Annotated in this window: 16 protein-coding genes and 1 pseudogene; all 17 read right to left on the minus strand. The window is 38.3% G+C overall.

Annotated elements, in window-relative coordinates; all coding sequences use genetic code 11:
* Positions 1 to 34: 34 nt before the first annotated feature.
* Positions 35 to 280: a TIGR03905 family TSCPD domain-containing protein gene (locus DW896_RS02210; protein ID WP_005828266.1), complete on the minus strand. Its 246-nt coding sequence runs from the start codon at positions 278 to 280 to the stop codon at positions 35 to 37.
* Positions 280 to 1,017 carry a YebC/PmpR family DNA-binding transcriptional regulator gene (locus DW896_RS02215; protein ID WP_005828265.1) on the minus strand — a complete coding sequence of 246 codons (738 nt, stop codon included), beginning with the start codon at positions 1,015 to 1,017 and terminating at the stop codon, positions 280 to 282. The genes DW896_RS02210 and DW896_RS02215 overlap by 1 nt, the downstream gene beginning before the upstream one ends.
* 45 nt (positions 1,018 to 1,062) lie before the next feature.
* Positions 1,063 to 3,525 carry a phenylalanine--tRNA ligase subunit beta gene (gene pheT, locus DW896_RS02220; protein WP_119992778.1) on the minus strand — a complete coding sequence of 821 codons (2,463 nt, stop codon included), beginning with the start codon at positions 3,523 to 3,525 and terminating at the stop codon, positions 1,063 to 1,065.
* A gap of 152 nt (positions 3,526 to 3,677) precedes the next feature.
* The gene (locus tag DW896_RS21405) at positions 3,678 to 3,773 is read right to left on the minus strand and encodes a smalltalk protein (protein ID WP_005828262.1); all 96 of its coding nucleotides are present in this window, start codon (positions 3,771 to 3,773) and stop codon (positions 3,678 to 3,680) included.
* 32 nt (positions 3,774 to 3,805) lie between these two features.
* Complete coding sequence (locus DW896_RS02225) at positions 3,806 to 4,306, minus strand: HU family DNA-binding protein (protein WP_119992780.1); 501 nt, start codon at positions 4,304 to 4,306, stop codon at positions 3,806 to 3,808.
* 187 nt (positions 4,307 to 4,493) lie between these two features.
* Positions 4,494 to 4,724, minus strand: a pseudogene (locus DW896_RS02230) (hypothetical protein); the annotation flags it as partial.
* 56 nt (positions 4,725 to 4,780) lie between these two features.
* Positions 4,781 to 6,031: a DegT/DnrJ/EryC1/StrS aminotransferase family protein gene (locus DW896_RS02235; RefSeq protein ID WP_005836416.1), complete on the minus strand. Its 1,251-nt coding sequence runs from the start codon at positions 6,029 to 6,031 to the stop codon at positions 4,781 to 4,783.
* 76 nt (positions 6,032 to 6,107) lie between these two features.
* Positions 6,108 to 6,698 carry a sugar transferase gene (locus tag DW896_RS02240; protein ID WP_119992782.1) on the minus strand — a complete coding sequence of 197 codons (591 nt, stop codon included), beginning with the start codon at positions 6,696 to 6,698 and terminating at the stop codon, positions 6,108 to 6,110.
* Positions 6,699 to 6,737: 39 nt separating this feature from the next.
* Positions 6,738 to 7,694 carry a glycosyltransferase family 2 protein gene (locus DW896_RS02245; protein WP_370293220.1) on the minus strand — a complete coding sequence of 319 codons (957 nt, stop codon included), beginning with the start codon at positions 7,692 to 7,694 and terminating at the stop codon, positions 6,738 to 6,740.
* Positions 7,695 to 7,734: 40 nt separating this feature from the next.
* Positions 7,735 to 9,015 (minus strand): nucleotide sugar dehydrogenase, encoded by a 1,281-nt coding sequence (locus DW896_RS02250; RefSeq protein WP_119992786.1) that lies wholly within the window; start codon positions 9,013 to 9,015, stop codon positions 7,735 to 7,737.
* Positions 9,016 to 9,057: 42 nt separating this feature from the next.
* Complete coding sequence (locus DW896_RS02255; protein ID WP_119992788.1) at positions 9,058 to 10,182, minus strand: glycosyltransferase family 4 protein; 1,125 nt, start codon at positions 10,180 to 10,182, stop codon at positions 9,058 to 9,060.
* A gap of 30 nt (positions 10,183 to 10,212) precedes the next feature.
* Positions 10,213 to 11,766 carry a hypothetical protein gene (locus DW896_RS02260; RefSeq protein WP_131226093.1) on the minus strand — a complete coding sequence of 518 codons (1,554 nt, stop codon included), beginning with the start codon at positions 11,764 to 11,766 and terminating at the stop codon, positions 10,213 to 10,215.
* Positions 11,726 to 12,616 (minus strand): hypothetical protein, encoded by an 891-nt coding sequence (locus DW896_RS02265; protein ID WP_131226092.1) that lies wholly within the window; start codon positions 12,614 to 12,616, stop codon positions 11,726 to 11,728. Before DW896_RS02265 ends, DW896_RS02260 begins: the two co-directional genes overlap by 41 nt.
* 58 nt (positions 12,617 to 12,674) lie before the next feature.
* A complete protein-coding gene (locus DW896_RS02270; protein ID WP_131226090.1) occupies positions 12,675 to 13,832 on the minus strand; it encodes a hypothetical protein in 1,158 nt (385 codons plus the stop codon).
* A gap of 39 nt (positions 13,833 to 13,871) precedes the next feature.
* Positions 13,872 to 14,417: a DapH/DapD/GlmU-related protein gene (locus DW896_RS02275; protein ID WP_119992796.1), complete on the minus strand. Its 546-nt coding sequence runs from the start codon at positions 14,415 to 14,417 to the stop codon at positions 13,872 to 13,874.
* Positions 14,414 to 15,502: a polysaccharide pyruvyl transferase family protein gene (locus DW896_RS02280; RefSeq protein ID WP_119992798.1), complete on the minus strand. Its 1,089-nt coding sequence runs from the start codon at positions 15,500 to 15,502 to the stop codon at positions 14,414 to 14,416. Before DW896_RS02280 ends, DW896_RS02275 begins: the two co-directional genes overlap by 4 nt.
* 13 nt (positions 15,503 to 15,515) lie before the next feature.
* Complete coding sequence (locus DW896_RS02285; RefSeq protein ID WP_131226089.1) at positions 15,516 to 16,976, minus strand: lipopolysaccharide biosynthesis protein; 1,461 nt, start codon at positions 16,974 to 16,976, stop codon at positions 15,516 to 15,518.
* Positions 16,977 to 17,024 lie beyond the last annotated feature (48 nt).

Raw genomic sequence — 17,024 nt, forward strand, 5'->3', positions numbered from 1 at the left:
CAAGGGCTCTCATCCATTCTTTCAGGCAGTAGGCTCAATACCCCATCTCGTGCAATGCCTTGCACAATTGGTCGGGGCAGGAAGTGGAACGTCTTCCGCAGCGAATTCCTTCCAAACGGGCAATCACCGCATCTACCGGCATGCCTTTCACCAAACGTGAAAGTCCTTGCAGGTTTCCATTACATCCACCCCAAAATGCCACCTCTTTCACAATACCATCTTCCACATCCAGTTCGATGTTACTGCTACACGTACCTTGCGTCTTGTATGTATATGTCATTATTCTCCGCCTTCTTCCGGTTTCATGTTAGTATAAACCGTCTGTACATCATCAAACTCTTCGAGACGCTCTATCATCTTGTCGATGGTTTCGCGTTGCTCGGGAGTCACATCCTTCATATCGTTCGGGATATAGGTAAACTCACCGCCGACATCTTCAAAACCGCACTCTTCCAAATGTTTCTGGATAGCTGCATAGCTTTTCGGGTCACCATAAATAGTGATAGTACCTTCTTCTTCATCCTCTTCGTAGTCTTCCTCTACGTCATAGTCTATCAAGTCAAGAATGAGTTCTTCCATATCGATACCGTCTTTCTTCTTGAAAGTGAACACGCACTTGTGGTCAAACAAGAAAGCCAGTGAACCCATTGTTCCCAAGTTACCGCCGAACTTGTTGAACACGGAACGCACATCGGCTACTGTACGGGTAGTATTATCAGTCAGCGTATCCACAAAAACAGCTACACCGTGAGGACCGTATCCTTCATAAGTCATACCCTTATAGTCGCTCTGGTCCTTACCCATCGCATTCTTGATAGCACGTTCAATATTATCCTTCGGCATGTTTTCACGCTTACAAGTAGCGATTACCGAACGCAGTGTCGGGTTGTTTTCCGGCTCCGGACCACCAGCCTTCACCGCAATAGCAATTTGTTTACCCAGTCTTGTAAAGGTCTTTGCCATGTGACCCCATCTTTTCAATTTGGCAGCTTTTCTATATTCAAACGCTCTTCCCATTGGAACTGTATTTTAAATTATGAATTATAAATTCTGAATAATGAATCAACGCAGCTTGGCACCCAACTTGTCCTCCAGGTTCTTCACCAGTTTGGACATAATCTTGTCAATCTGCTTATCGTTCAACGTGGCATTCTCATCCTGCAACAGGAAGCTCACCGCGTAACTCTTCTTACCGGCTTCCAGATTCTTACCCTCGTAAACGTCGAAGAGAGAGACCTCCTTCAGCAGCTTTTTCTCCGTCTCGTAGGCAATCTTCTCGATTTCCGCAAATTGCACTTTCTTGTCGAGCAGCAGTGCCAAGTCACGTTTCACGGCAGGGAACTTGGAGATTTCCGTATAGCTCACCTTCACATTGCGGATGGCCTTCAACAATTCTTTCCAGTTGAAATCGGCATAGTAAACCTCGTTGTCAATATCGAATGCCTTCAGCAGCTTCTTTGTTACAATACCGAAAGTAGCCAACCGCTTTCCACCCCTTGTCTGTACGGATAAACCGGCAGCATAGATATCATCAGTCAGATTGCCGACAACCAAATCATGCATGTGCAGCCCCAATCTGGCAAAGACATTCTCAACGTATGCCTTCAGCTCATATACCGAGCTGTTCTCATCCGGATGAGCCCATGAGTTGGCCACCCTCTTGCCAGTCACCCACAAACCAAGATGATAGTCTTCGGAATAAGCGGCAAGCACTTTCTCCGGATTCTTCTTTTCCTCGTTGAAGTGATAACAATTACCGAATTCAAAGAATTTCAGGTCTGCATTCTTACGGTTGGCGTTGTGCGAGATGCTTTCCAATCCACCGAAAAGCAGTGTCTGACGCATGGCATTCAAGTCTGCACTCAACGGATTCAGCAACATTACCAGATTCTTCGACGGATAAGACTCCAAGTTGTCATAGTAAGCGGCACGCGTCAACGAGTTGTTCAGAATCTCATTGAAACCACAGCCCACCAGCTGCTCGGCAACCAGGTTTTGCAGTTTGTTGGATTTATCATATTCACCCTTGGTAGTCAGACAAGACTTCAAGGTAGTCGGAATCTCCACATTATTATATCCGTAGATACGCAGAATATCCTCTATTACATCGCAATCGCGCTGCACGTCCACACGGTAAGGAGGAACATCCAGTGTAAGCCCTTCGGCTGTCTCGTCTACAATCTTCATTTCCAGACTTGTCACGATGCTCTTGATGGTATCCACCGGAATAACTTTACCAATCAGTGAGTTCACTTTCTCATAGGCAAGTTCCACACGGAAATCCTTGGCAGGAGCGGCGCACACATCTTTTATTTCAGAAGAAATGGTACCTCCGGCAAGTTCCTTTACCATCAAAGCTGCCAGCTTCAGGCAGTAAATAGTGGCATTCGGGTCAATACCTCTTTCAAAACGGAAAGAAGCGTCTGTGTTCAACGCATGGCGACGGGCTGTCTTGCGCACCCATGTGGGATGGAAGTAAGCACTTTCAAGGAATACATCTTTGGTGGTTTCCGTAGAACCGGAATCCAGACCGCCGAACACACCGGCAATACACATCGCCTCTTCCTTGTTGCAAATCATCAGGTCGCGTTCGTTCAATTTACGCTCCACGCCATCAAGAGTTACAAACGGAGTACCTTCCGGCATGGTCTTTACAATCACCTCACCGCCTTTAATCTTATCTGCATCGAAGCAGTGCAGCGGCTGGCCGAAAGCATGGACGATATAGTTGGTAATATCCACCACATTATTGATAGGACGCAGGCCGATAATACGCAACTTGTTCTGCAACCATTCGGGGCTTTCTTTCACTGTAACCCCTTTCACCGTAACGCCGGCATACCGGGGACATGCCTCGCTGTTCTCTACAGTTACTTTAATATCCAAATCGTGATTTTCTACCGCAAAAGCGTCTACCGAAGGTTTCTTCAAGGCAGCCTGCTTACCGTTCTGTATCAAGTAGGCATACAAGTCGCGTGCCACCCCATAATGTGAGCAAGCATCGGCACGGTTGGGAGTGATGTCCACTTCCAGCACGTAATCGCTCTTGATGTTATAGTAGTCCTTGGCAAGCGTACCCGGAACAGCTGTTTCCGGCAGTACGATGATGCCTGCGTGGTCCGTACCGATACCGATTTCATCTTCAGCACAAATCATGCCGACAGATTCCACGCCACGAAGTTTTGATTTCTTGATGGTAAAGCACTCGTCACCGTCATACAGTTTTGTACCCAACGTGGCTACTACCACTTTCTGTCCGGCAGCTACATTCGGAGCGCCGCATACAATCTGCACGGGTTCACCTTGTCCCAGGTTCACCGTAGTGATGTGCATATGGTCTGAGTTAGGATGAGCTTCGCATGTCAGCACTTCGCCGATGACCAGTCCTTCCAGTCCGCCTTTAATGGTTTGCACCTCTTCCACACTTCCCGTTTCCAGTCCGATGGAGGTCAGTGCCGCAGCAACTTCATCCGGTGTCAAATCGAAATCGACATACTCTTTCAACCAATTATAAGAGATATTCATATCATTATATTTTTATTGTTTCCAAAAGTGACCTGCAAAGGTAATAAGATTTTTTGGTTGGCAGGGAATTATAAATGAAGAAAATAACAAAAAGGCGATGAAGTGCTTTTCCTTCACCGCCTTTCTCCTAATATTCTATATAAATCTACAATTTATACATTCATTGCATTGGCGCCTAAAGCTCCCAATATGGCGGAAGCAACAGCTATCACTACCTTCAAAATCTTGTCCCAAACGTTCTTTTTCATAGTCTTAATCTTTCAAAATTAGTAAATACATCTTATCCTAACGGGTTCTCTCCCTGGTCACCGTCGGAACCGCCACCGGAATTACCACCATCACCGGCATCATCCTTACCGTCAGTAACCACTCCCGTCCATTTCTCAAACTCCACACCCTGGAGCATGGCACGCGTAGTGCCGATGGCAGCCGGGCGCGTGTATTCCGGAGTAAACTGGCAGCGCAAAGCAGTCACCTGATTGGGATTCACGTCTTCAGATTTGACCACTCCCTTACCTCGCGTACGGGCCTTCATGGTGAATGTGCCCAGGCCATCCAGACGCACCGTACGGCTGTTCAGCAACTGGCTCCTCATTACCGTCATCAGGTTACGGATTACATTATGTACGTCACCCGGAGTCAGGGAAGACTTCTCGGCAATCACCTCAGCCAGCTGTTGTGCATCCACGGCTCTTCCCACTTTCTTCAAACTCAGATGCCAAAGTTTGGCACCCTCTTTTGTCGCCAGAGACGACTGTCTTGCATAATAAAATAAAGGCATAGTTTCTTTCTCCTTTTTACATTTTTAATTCAACATGGTTTTTAATCTCGTTTTGTTGATCAACAATGCAAAGGTGAGGATATATTTGCCTGTAAACAAAGAAAACAGCCTCGCTGAAGCTGTTTTCTGAGATAAGTTCATAAAGTATTGATTTACAAGCTGACAGATTAGGCAAGCCAACTTAATCAAGATATCCTACGATGATGATTGCCTGTACTGCCATATAGGTCAAAGATACTATGACATGGGGAATCTTCAGCTCATTCGCCATAATCTGATAAGATGTTTGCGATGCGGTAGTCCGATATTCTCATGAAGCATCAGGCGGTGAATATTTGGCACGCTTGCAGAAATTGAAGAAGCAGAAGACTAGAACGGAACAGACAACGGTATAGATGAAATCCGCATTGACAAACGTATTGGCAACCGACAGCGTTGTCAAGGTCGTAGTTAAAAAAGCTGTATTTTCATCTATTATTTTACTATGGCCTCTTTTATACACTCCACGATATAATATACATCTTCATCAGTCACCCACGGCCCGGCAGGAAGGCACATACCGATTTTAAAAATAGCTTCGGATACCCCATTGATATAAGCCGGAGCATCCTTATAGACCGGCTGCTTGTGCATCGGTTTCCAAACCGGGCGTGCCTCTATTTTTTTGCCAAGCATAAAAGCACGCAAAGCCTCCACATTCTCGTTGGGCTGGCAATCTGTTGTAGCACAATCTACGGCATGAATCACACCTGCAGCACCACCTACGGCAGTCCTGACAACATCCTTATAAGCATTTTCCTGCCCTTTGATGCGAAGTGAAGAATCCAGAGTGATTGTACAAAGCCAGAAATTAGAGTCATAATCAGCCGAAGGAGCTTCATGCAGCAATACCCCCTCCACATCCTTAAGCAGTTCCTTATAGAGAGCCTGCACATGTCGGTGATGTGCAATATGCTTATCGGCAACGGTCATTTGACCACGACCAATACCTGCACATATATTACTCATGCGATAGTTATACCCTATCGCCTCATGCTGGTAATAAGGATAAGCCTCACGAGCCTGCGTAGCATACCACATGATTTGATTCTTGCTTTCGGCATCTTTACAAATCAACGCACCACCGCCACTGGTAGTAATCATCTTGTTACCGTTAAAGCTCAGCACCCCGAACTTGCCGAACGTCCCCAGTACCTGTCCCTTAAAACGGGAGCCAAAACCTTCGGCAGCATCTTCCACCACTGGAATAGCATACCTATCGGCTATCTCCATGATACGTGTACAGTCATAGGGCATGCCATACAATGCCACAGGAACAATAGCTTTTGGCTTTTTGCCAGTCTTGGCAATGCGGTCTTTGATGGCTTCTTCCAACAGTTCCGGAGACATGTTCCAAGTTTCTTTCTCAGAATCCACAAATACCGGAACAGCCCCCAGATAAGTGACCGGATGCGAAGACGCACAGAATGTGAAGCTTTGTACAATCACTTCGTCACCCTGTCCCACTCCGCAAGCCAACAGAGCCAAATGTACTGCCGCCGTACCGGCCGAAAGTGCCACCACTTCCTTGCCTTCGCCTACAAAACGTTTCAAATCCTCTTCAAAAGCATTCACGTTAGGACCGAGAGGAACCACCCAGTTCGTATCGAAGGCTTCTTTTACATATTTCTGTTCAATACCCTCCTCGCTCATATGGGCAAGGCAGAGATAAATGGTTTTATCCATAAATATATATGTGATTATTTAATGATCAGACTTCGGATTCCTCACATAGTGGGGAATAAAAAAGAAAGAAAGAAGTTTACAGATCCTTTCCAAGTACTGTGTAGATAATGATTTTGATGTCATTCCAGAAGGACCAATTATCCAAATATTCTATATTTATCTGTACTTTATCCGGGAATAATACCGCATCATTATATTTTTGAGGATTCTCCTGTTCTGCCAATATCTCTTCCTCATTCCGGTATTTTAAACTTGCAGGACCTGTAATTCCCGGTTTCAAAAGAAGCATCCGCCTATTCTCTCCTTCAAGTTTGTCAGCATAACCGGGAACATCGGGACGGGGGCCGACAAGACTCATGTCACCTATCAATACATTCCATAATTCCGGCAATTCATCCAGTTTATATTTCCGCAATTTGGCTCCCAAAGGAGTAATGCGGCTTTCTCCTTTCACAGATACGGAGCTTCCCGAATGGCCGACAGTCATAGATCGGAATTTGTACATGGTAAACAATTGCCCGTGTTGTCCGACCCTTCTCTGCTTAAAGATTATAGGACCACCGGGCATCTTGATGCGAATCAGAATACCAACTACAATCAAAACTGGAAACAAGAAGACTAGACCGAAAAACGAAGCGGTACGGTCAAAAATGGATTTTAGGAGCATAATTTAAATTGTAAACACAACTTCCCATTCTGTCTATTTTCACTTCCCATAACCGATGCATTTATAGATTCCTACTAACGACCCATACCCATAAGAAAGATGCAGCACCACAAAAGATAAAAGCAAGTAAGAAATACTGATTTTACTACGCAAATTTATAGACATACTGATACAGAAAAGAACCAACAGATAGGATAATAATGAAAGAAATGAAAGAAAAGCGAACGGAAGATAAAACAATGCCGCAAACAACGGAAGAAGTAAAGACAGCAAAAACACCAACGGAATAAAATGCCTTACCGACAAAGATTTCAATTGCCTTGTATAATACACCGTCAAGACATTCCATTTTCCGTTAGAAAAATTATTCCTTGCCAATCCTTTAAACGTCTCACGAGCCAAATAGGTACAATAAGTTTCGGGCACAATACAAATGCGACCACCACCATGTATAATACGCTTGTTTAGCTCAATGTCCTGATTACGTATCAAGCGTTCATCATAGTAACCATATTTCTCAAACACCTTCCTGCGCCAACACCCAAAAGGCACGGTTTCCACATCCATTACCTTGTCCACACCCAAACGAAACGTGGAATTCCCCACACCAAACCTATTACTCAGTACCTCGCGTATGGCAAGTGTTTTAGGAGTCTTGTTCAATACGTCCGTCCTGCAAGCAGCCCCCACATTGTCCGCATTCAGTTCATAAAGTTTCTTCACCAAAACCCCAAAATAGTTCGTCGGATAACTGGCATGGGCATCCAGGCGCATCACTACATCTCCTTTGGATGCCCGTATACCAATGTTCATCGCCACCGGAACAATCTTTTTGGGGTTGTCTATCAATTTGATAAACGGATATTCACGGGCATATTCCAACACCCTTTCACGGGTTCCATCCCGGCTCATGCCATCCACAAAGAGCACTTCGAGCTGCTCTTTCGGATAATCCTGAAGCAAAACAGATTGAATGCATACATCAATGTATTTCACTTCATTATATATAGGACAAATTACGGAAAGCATATTTTTCCTACAATCTTCCGTCTATTTGGTTCTTGGGTAGAATGCCCTTCACATCATACACTACTCCATTCTCCGCCTTCAAGAAAGCGCGAGCATCCAAATCCTTGAATTCATTGTGTGCAACCCCGAAAATCACGGCATCAAACTTCCCTTCCAAACTTTCCATATCTCCTTTGGAAATTCCGATACCATATTCATGCTCTACGTGCGCTTTGTCCGCCCAAGGATCATAAACTGTAATGTTTGAAGTATATTCACGCAACGTGCTGTAAATATCCACAATTTTAGTATTTCGGATGTCAGGGCAGTTTTCTTTGAACGTGATGCCTAACAACAGAATCCTGGCATCTTTCACCAATACCCCCTTCTTGTTCATCAGCTTAATCACTTGATTGGCCACATAGTCACCCATACCATCGTTCAAGCGACGTGCCGATGACATCACACGTGGCAATACCCCATACACTTGCGCCTTCTGAATCAAATAATAAGGATCCACGCTAATACAATGACCGCCTACCAATCCCGGCTTCAACTTAATGAAGTTCCATTTGGAAGCAGCGGCCTCTATCACATCGTTCGTATCGATACCCATCGCATTAAAGATCTTTGCCAACTCGTTCATAAACGCAATATTCACATCTCGTTGCGAATTTTCAATAATCTTCGAAGCCTCTGCAACTTTGATAGTCGGTGCTTTATGAGTGCCATTTACCAACACAGAATTATATACATCATCTACTATATTGGCAATCTCAGGGGTGGAACCGGAAGTCACCTTCTTTATTTTTTCCACCGTATGTTCTTTATCGCCCGGATTGATGCGCTCGGGAGAATACCCCGCAAAGAAATCTACATTGAATTTCAGGCCTGATACCTTTTCAACCACCGGCAAACACTCCTCCTCTGTAACTCCCGGATATACCGTGGACTCATACACCACAATATCCCCTTTAGAAATCACCTTGCCTACCGTTTCACTAGCCCCCCACAAAGGTTTCAAGTCGGGACGATTGTCCGCATCAACAGGTGTAGGTACTGCTACTACATAAAAATTACAATCCTTTATATCTTCCAATTTCGTAGTACATACAAAACCATTATTTCTGATGGCATCCTGGAGCAAATCATCCGCTACTTCCAGTGTGGCGTCATGACCGGACATCAACGCATCTACACGCGATTGATTCATATCGAAGCCTAGCGTTTTATACTTTGTTGAGAAAAGTCGAGCCAAAGGAAGCCCTACGTAACCGAGACCGATTACGGCAATTTTAATTGAGTCCATAATTATATTCTAATGTTTTATAATAATTTTAATGAATCTATCCTAATGAATTAATCTAATCACATCACGTGCTATATTATCCCATGAGAAACGATAAAGTGATTTTCCTATCGGTTCATATTGTTCATATTCATCTATCAACCGACATATAGCTTTTTTTATAGAGTTCTCATCATAAGAATCAGCCGCCTCACCAATCTTTTCTTTTAACGTACCATCAATACCTTGTCCTCGAGTATAAAGAATAGGTAGCCCTTGACTAAGTGCCTCGATATAAACCAAGCCAAAAGTCTCACTATGCGAAACCATCACAAAAATATCAGATTCAGCAAACACTTTACATAAATCTTTTTTATCTAATATTTTTCCCTTAAACGTAAACAATTCCGGATGAAGCTTACAATATTTCAAGACCCTTTCATGTTGATTACCTCCTCCGCCAACCAATGTAAGATGTAAACCCTCATAACGAGATGAAAGATTTTCAACGACTTTCATTGTAGCAAGAATATTCTTATTATCATTAAACACCCCTATAAAAAGTAAACTTCTTGGAATCGACGAAACATGTTTACTTTTCGCATGCTCTATCCAATAAGATTCAATTCCATTAGGAATAATTTCCATCTTTCCTTGAACATTTTTTTTTACAGGAAGCATTATTTTCTTTTGAAAAAAATGCCGAGAAATAGCCTCTGTTATAAATGTCACCTTATGCGCACATCTTAACACATTCCAAGCTAATGGCCAGACATGAACCATATATTTCATATAAAAATTAACATCAGTCGCCCTTACAGCTATTACATAGGGAATACTATAATTCTTATATAACCGATATGCTACTGCCCCTTCAGAAAACAAAGTAGCAGCATAAACCATATTTACACTCTGTATATCAATATGACTAATTAGCCATGAAGTCTTCCGTTCTATTTTAAAGAAAAAGTCATACTTGTATTTTTGGGCTGATTCATCTAATTTATACAATAACGTCTGATAATTTATTCCTGTATATGTTGAGCGTAAATCATTTGAAAGAATATTATTTCGTAATACCGCATACACTATTACATTTATACCTTTACCTAAATCAACAATATGCTTGCACAACTGGTGGTGCACTTTAGAGTAAGGATAGTCTTCAGCTAAATAAAGAAAATTCATGTTATTTTACAGTTTAAAGACTTTTATATATTATTTTCCACTCTGCACAACAATAGGAGATATTTTATTTGAACCTTTCGTAGATAATTTCTCCATTTTATAATCAATTACATCATCGGTAAATAAATCAATATTTGATATTTTACATACAACTGCATCAGAAGATATATCAATTTTATTAAGAACTATTTGCGATATATATCCAAAAGATATTGGTAGTCTTTGAGTATCAGATTTAAATATATAGCATTCTTTTAAAGGTTCTTTAAACTCTATTTGACAGTTATCTATCTTTATATTAGGAAGGCATTTTTTTGCTAATTCAAATCTCTCATTTTCTTGTTTGGGTATCCCCATAATATAAATTATACCATCATTTAAAGAGGTCATTTTCATTATGCAATTTTCAAAAAACAAATCGAAAGGAGTATAAGCATTATAAGACGAGGTCAATAAACACGGAATAGCTGCATCAAAGACACAATTACGGTAAGAAATTTTACCATAAATAGAAGAGTACTGATTATAAAGGCGAAAAATAGTACAATTCTCAAAATCTATATCACGTCCATAACAATGGATATCAAATCTATTTATACAACAATCTTTCAAATGAGCTACATTAACATTATTATTTCCAAATATCCCCCACTTACCATCTCCTTTCAGCCTTAATATCGTTGTATTCCAAAGATTATTAAACATTATTCCATAGCCATATCGTTTTAACTGAGAGTAGGTTCCATTAATAACAATATCTTTAAGCAAGGAATTTGTACAATTTTGCAATGATATGGCAGCATCTCCATAGAGAGCATTCACAGGAGTATTTATAATTACATTACTAATAGTAACCCGATTCTGATTTTCAATAAGAAAACAGCGAGTCATACAAGTACTAGATTCCATCCTATTTATTGTAATACCATCTATAATTTTTTCATTCTGATCTACACTACAATATTTGAATTGGGGCTGTGATGCCAAAGTATTATAAGAAGCTACAGGAGAATTCACCACCTTGGCATCCGATATCAAAAGTACATCTTTACGCATAGCACCATAAGCATACCCTATACGATTTTTTACCCAAGGAGTTTTATCCTCTATAACCAACAATTTATCACCATATTTAAACTCTTCCCGATGCAAATAACTTAAAGAACAAAATTCCTGTTTTGAAATAGAAATAGGAATCAAGTTCTGGTTCATTTTAAATAGATAAATATTCTTCCTTTTATTCGTTACATTCAGAATCAATCCTTTAAAATCCGTATTATATCCCAAAGGAATACTACATCCATCTATAGGAATCTCAATATCCAACTCCTTTATTCCTGTATAATCTACTGTCAATCCTTTCTCTAATGCAAGCTTATGTGTTGTTAATAAAATTCGATAACGCTCTATACCCGTTTTTGCCTGCGCCAATCCATAATCTAAAGGAGAAATTTTTTGTGCAAAAAGACTTAAAGGCAAAAAAAGAAGAAAAAGAACAATCACCCTCATTTCATTTAAGTATGATATCTGAATTGCCCGCATATCAATTAAATTGTTTGAACGGATTAAGTCCATTTCTCTCATAATATAAAATAGTATTACGCAGTTGGCTATCCGTTAAATTATTTTCTCCTCCGTTACTAGAATACAACATCACATCTCTTGTATTTAATACAGGCAATATACCTTTGTAATTTTTTACTACAACAATCTCCGTATTTTGCAAACGTATCATTGTATTTAACCATAAATCATCCTCCAATGGACATAAATCACAGGCAAGTGCTATATTTAATGTATCCCGATAAAGACTAGTACCAGGCATTGGAAATAAAGTTCCTCCTCCTGTTCCTAGAAAGATATCTTGTCCGCCAAACTTTGTTTTATAAATACGCGACCATTTTAAACTAGATTTTATGGTCATATTACTATCCCATACAATACTTTTGGCATAACGACATATAACACTTTTAGGATAAAGTTCATGATACTGCACCAAAGTCTGGATCATAGTCGTAGGATAAAATATATCATCATCAACCGTTATTATAAGATCGTCAGGATAAGCTTGCATCACATAATAATATTTTTTGTGCGATCTAATATCTCCCTCCACGAATCTAATATCCAATCCTCTCGCTTTCATATTCAGAAGGGAATCTGGTAAATCTTCTTCTAGTCTGGGAAATTGTACTTTTGATAAATATAAGATAACCTTGTCCGGTTTTATACTCTGACTCAGAATTGTTTCTATCACCATCCATAGTTTTGAAATGCGATTAGGAAAGGATGTTAAACTAACAACAATTTTTTCCGTACGTTCTCCAATAAATAAACCATAATGTTTTCTATTAGATAAACAATAAGGCAATATTCTATTAGCCAAAACACGTACTGCATATCGCAGCAACGAATTTATCTTTAATTTATCCAAAAGGTAACTATCATTAAATGAGATAGAATAAAGTCGATTAAAAAGATTTACCATTATATTATTTTGTTTTTCGTAGAGAGGCTGTAGCACAAGAAAATATCAAAAATTGCCATACAGTAAAAGCAAAAGGACGTTGAAGAAATGATAAAATAAAAAGTAAATAAAAAAATAAAATATCTGGATTTTTTTTTCCAGCTAATATATAATAAGCAAAAAGCAAACAAACTATTGAAAGAAACCCATATTCTATTATAAATAATTTATATGATTGCCCCTCTTTCAGCTGCTTATCCATCATTTTATTATAACCAATGCCCAATAAAGCTTCTGGTGTATAAACAAAGGACTTATAAAAACGAGAAGCCTGATATCCTGTACGATTATCTAAGTTATCCACCCCTCCTCCAGATATCCGTTCCACTACAGAATACTGAAAAGCCAAATTATCTTTTAAGGTTGAATAAGCAATGAAAGCAAGCAATAAAAGAAAAAATATTGATAGTAGAATTTTTCTTACACTCTTCAAAGATTGAAATAAATACCCCATGAAAGTTAAAATATAAAAGGCTAATGAAAATGAAAAAAATGCACCTATCAATATTATCAAATTGCTTTTTCGCTTAAAATCGTACTTATTAGCAAATAAAACAAATGCAGAAAGAGTTCCTAACACTCCTGGTTCATCAAACATTGAATAAAAACGAAATGTATTTGCAGTAGCCATTGTGACAAATAACAAATAGTTATTCATGGGATAAACACTTCCTTTAAATTCAGAATTATCAATTTCTCCGAAAGAAGGAAACTCAAATACAAAAACATGGATCAACCATGCAGGCAATGATATACTTATTATACAAGCTAAAATTTTGGTAAATATATCCAATGCTTGTACTTTTTCAGATTCATCGAGTCCTAATGCTAAAAGAAAGCTCATGATAATGAGAACATTGCTCGCATGAAAGCCTACAAATAAAGGATGTATCAGAAAACATATACACAAAAAAATAAAAGCACTCCAATATTTCAGCAACATTGAAGCATTTACTATAGAAGATACTTTAATTCCAAATAGGACTATTAGCAAACAATAAGATATTGCTGTTCCTTTACCTCCCCACAATGGCCATATAGGATTTAAGCATAAAATAATGACTGCAACGATTAAAGATACAACACTATTTTTATTATACTTTACACGGAAAAAATTCAGCATTTTCTAAATGAGCATAAGCTAAACGAAATTCCTAACATCTCATACATTAGTTTTCCTCTTTTTTATAAGCTTCGAAGGGACTCCACCAACTATAGAATACTCAGGAAAATCCTTGGTCAGGACACAACCTAACGCTATAATAGTACCTTTATAAACATGACGTCCATTTGTAAAAGAAACATTTCTTCCAATCCAAACATCATCTTCTATTATGGTCTGTTTATGCTCTGAATGTCCTTGCAAAATCATAGGAATATTTGTAGCATCAAAAGCATGGTCAGCTTGAAGAATATAACAATTTGGTCCCATCATTACATTTTCACCTATGATTGTGTCATTAGGTATAGAGGAATTTATTCCTAATCCACTATTATCACCTATAATAATATTAACTCCAGATCCAAACCAAGCCTTACGTTCTATATTGACATTTTTTCCACATTTCCTGAAAATATGTTTGCAACAATTATAACGTAATCGCCTACAATATTTACCTATAATAGGTGTAGTAGAAGCTGGAAGATAATATAAGAAAGAATAATATAATGCTAAAAATATAATCTTCTTTGAAAAAGTCATCCTCATTCTCTATCGTTTTTTAATGAATCTAAAAGAAAACTCAAAGATTTTTTACGTAATATATTTAATTGACTAGTCACTTTATCATAATCTATATCATTTTCTGGCAAATTATCGTCAGATACAATACGATCTGTTAGTCCTAGCTGAGTCAGCACTTCTGATACACGTTCAATATTTCCTCCATTAACAGAAATAAAAGTTTTTCTAAAAACAAGAGAAAGGGCTGTTCCATGAAAAGAAACACAAACTACACACTCCGCATATTTTATCAAACTTAATAATTCTGGAACAGATGCATCTATTATTTTAGCTTTCTCATAAGTATTACGAGTACTCCGATTACATGGAGCAACAACTACAATTTCGGCATTCAAGATTGCAGCTTTTTTCTTTGCAATTTGCATTAAATTAGAATTTTTCCCAACAGCATAAACTAAAACATAAGGATACTCAACTATACGTTTAGGAGTTATGCTCTCTAAGATACAAGGATTAGCCATTAATGTCGGATCAAGTACCACAGTTGCCTCATATCCATGTTTATTGACAAATTCCTCAAGTCGCTTTTCACGTACCCCAATCCTATTAAAACAAGAAAGCCATTTTGAAACATCCAAAAAACAATGACTATCAAAAAGCTCTTTTACACCACTACTAATAGCATATCCTATTATCTCAGATTGTTTTGAACAATATTGCCCCCAATAGACCAAATCAGGACCATCGGTAAGAATTGGGTTCCATACCTGATCACTGCCAATAATAAAATAATTATAAGGAGCTGTCCTTAAATTGATTGCTGTATATCGCTTTGACAAAACAAGAAATTCTGTTCTAAATTTATTAAAATTAGTGGCACGATGTTTATAAGATGGGAAAAAACGTAATACTCGGAATACAAAAAGAAATGGATGATATAAAAACTCAGAAAAAGAAAACGGATGCATTCTACTTTCTATAAGGGGATTCCTATAATCTACAATTTCCACATCAAATCCAATGCGACGTAACGTTTCTTGCAAACAATAAGCCTGTAATACAGCACCATAATTATTTGCATTATGAAAAGTCAATATTCCTATACGCATAATTAGTTGTTATTTAATGAAATAATTTATCCACGCCCCTCAAAATATATTTTTTTGTAGTAGAGCGTTCCGAAGATGTTAATGCGATAAAAAAAGTAAATATTGATAATAATAATACTGCAACAATAGAAGTTACAAAAAAATGAATGACAGCATTAGGGATACATTTCCCAATGAAATAGACAAAAATAAAAGAAAGTAAACCAATCATAAGCAAAGGGAAAAAAACATTAGCCATATAATCAACCACTTTATATCCCATTAACTTTTCCAAAATAAAACTACGAATAATAATCGTCACTAACGAAAGTACTATTGACACAATCATTGTCACTTCTGGAGCACATCCCCAAAATAATAAAATATATGACATTGGTAAGTTTAAGATCATTAATCCACCTGTAATTATTTCAAATTTTTTTATACGTCCTGTAGCTAATGCAGCAGCAATGGCAGGTCCATTTACAGAATCAATAAGTGCATTTATAAGAACTAATTGTGTAAAAAGTACTGTATAATCAGGTATCTGATTTAACCATAAATTTAAAACAAACTCCATATTCATTAATATAGGGTAAGCCAATATAGCAACAAGAAGAAAACAAATCTTAGAACTACGTGATAATAAAATATACATCTGATTTAACTCATTTGCACCATATAACTTATAAATCTGAGGCTTTACTGCTACAAAAAAACTATTAGTTAAGCTATCAACCGCCACACTCACTTGGAAAGCAATAGCACGAGCACCATTTACTACGGGATTGAAAAAGGAGTTTAACAAAACATTTACACCTTGATTTCGTACAATAACGGAAACAGCACCTATTAAATGCCATCCTGAATAACTCGCTACTTCGCGTATTTTATCACTTTTCCATAAATAAGAATAATGACTTTCTGGATACTTACATTTACAATAAACATAATAAAACAAAGTTATACAGCTTGTTGACAAAAACAGTAATACTGCATACAATATAAGTCTATCTACATCACCAAGGCTTAAAAGGAAAACGATACCAAGCCTTAACAAAACTTCTATTATAGATATATAAGCATAAACAGACATCTGTTCATGAGAAATAATCAAAGCATTATAAGGAATGGAGAAACTAGAAACGATGAATGTTAAAATAGAAAATTGATAAGTCCAATTCATTGCAACAATCCTATCCTGTGGAATAACTAAACAGTTATTGACAAACCAAAGCCCAATAGTTTCTGCAAAAAATATAACTACTAAAATGAAATACAAATAAACTGTTAAATTCAAGCGAAATAAAATTGATATTCCCTCCTGATTTCCACGACCTATTTCATAAGAGAAATAGCGTTGACATGTAGAAGATAATGTACTATTTAAAAATGAGACCATAGCTACCACTCCCCCTACGACATTATATATACCAAAATCTTCAACTCCTAATACCCCCAATATAATGCGACTTGTATAAAGAGATACTACCATAATTAGCAGCATTCGAATATATAGCATCAATGTGTTCTTGGCAATACG

The organism is Bacteroides sp. AM41-16 (assembly GCF_003603495.1).
GTDB classification, from domain to species: Bacteria; Bacteroidota; Bacteroidia; order Bacteroidales; family Bacteroidaceae; genus Bacteroides; species Bacteroides uniformis.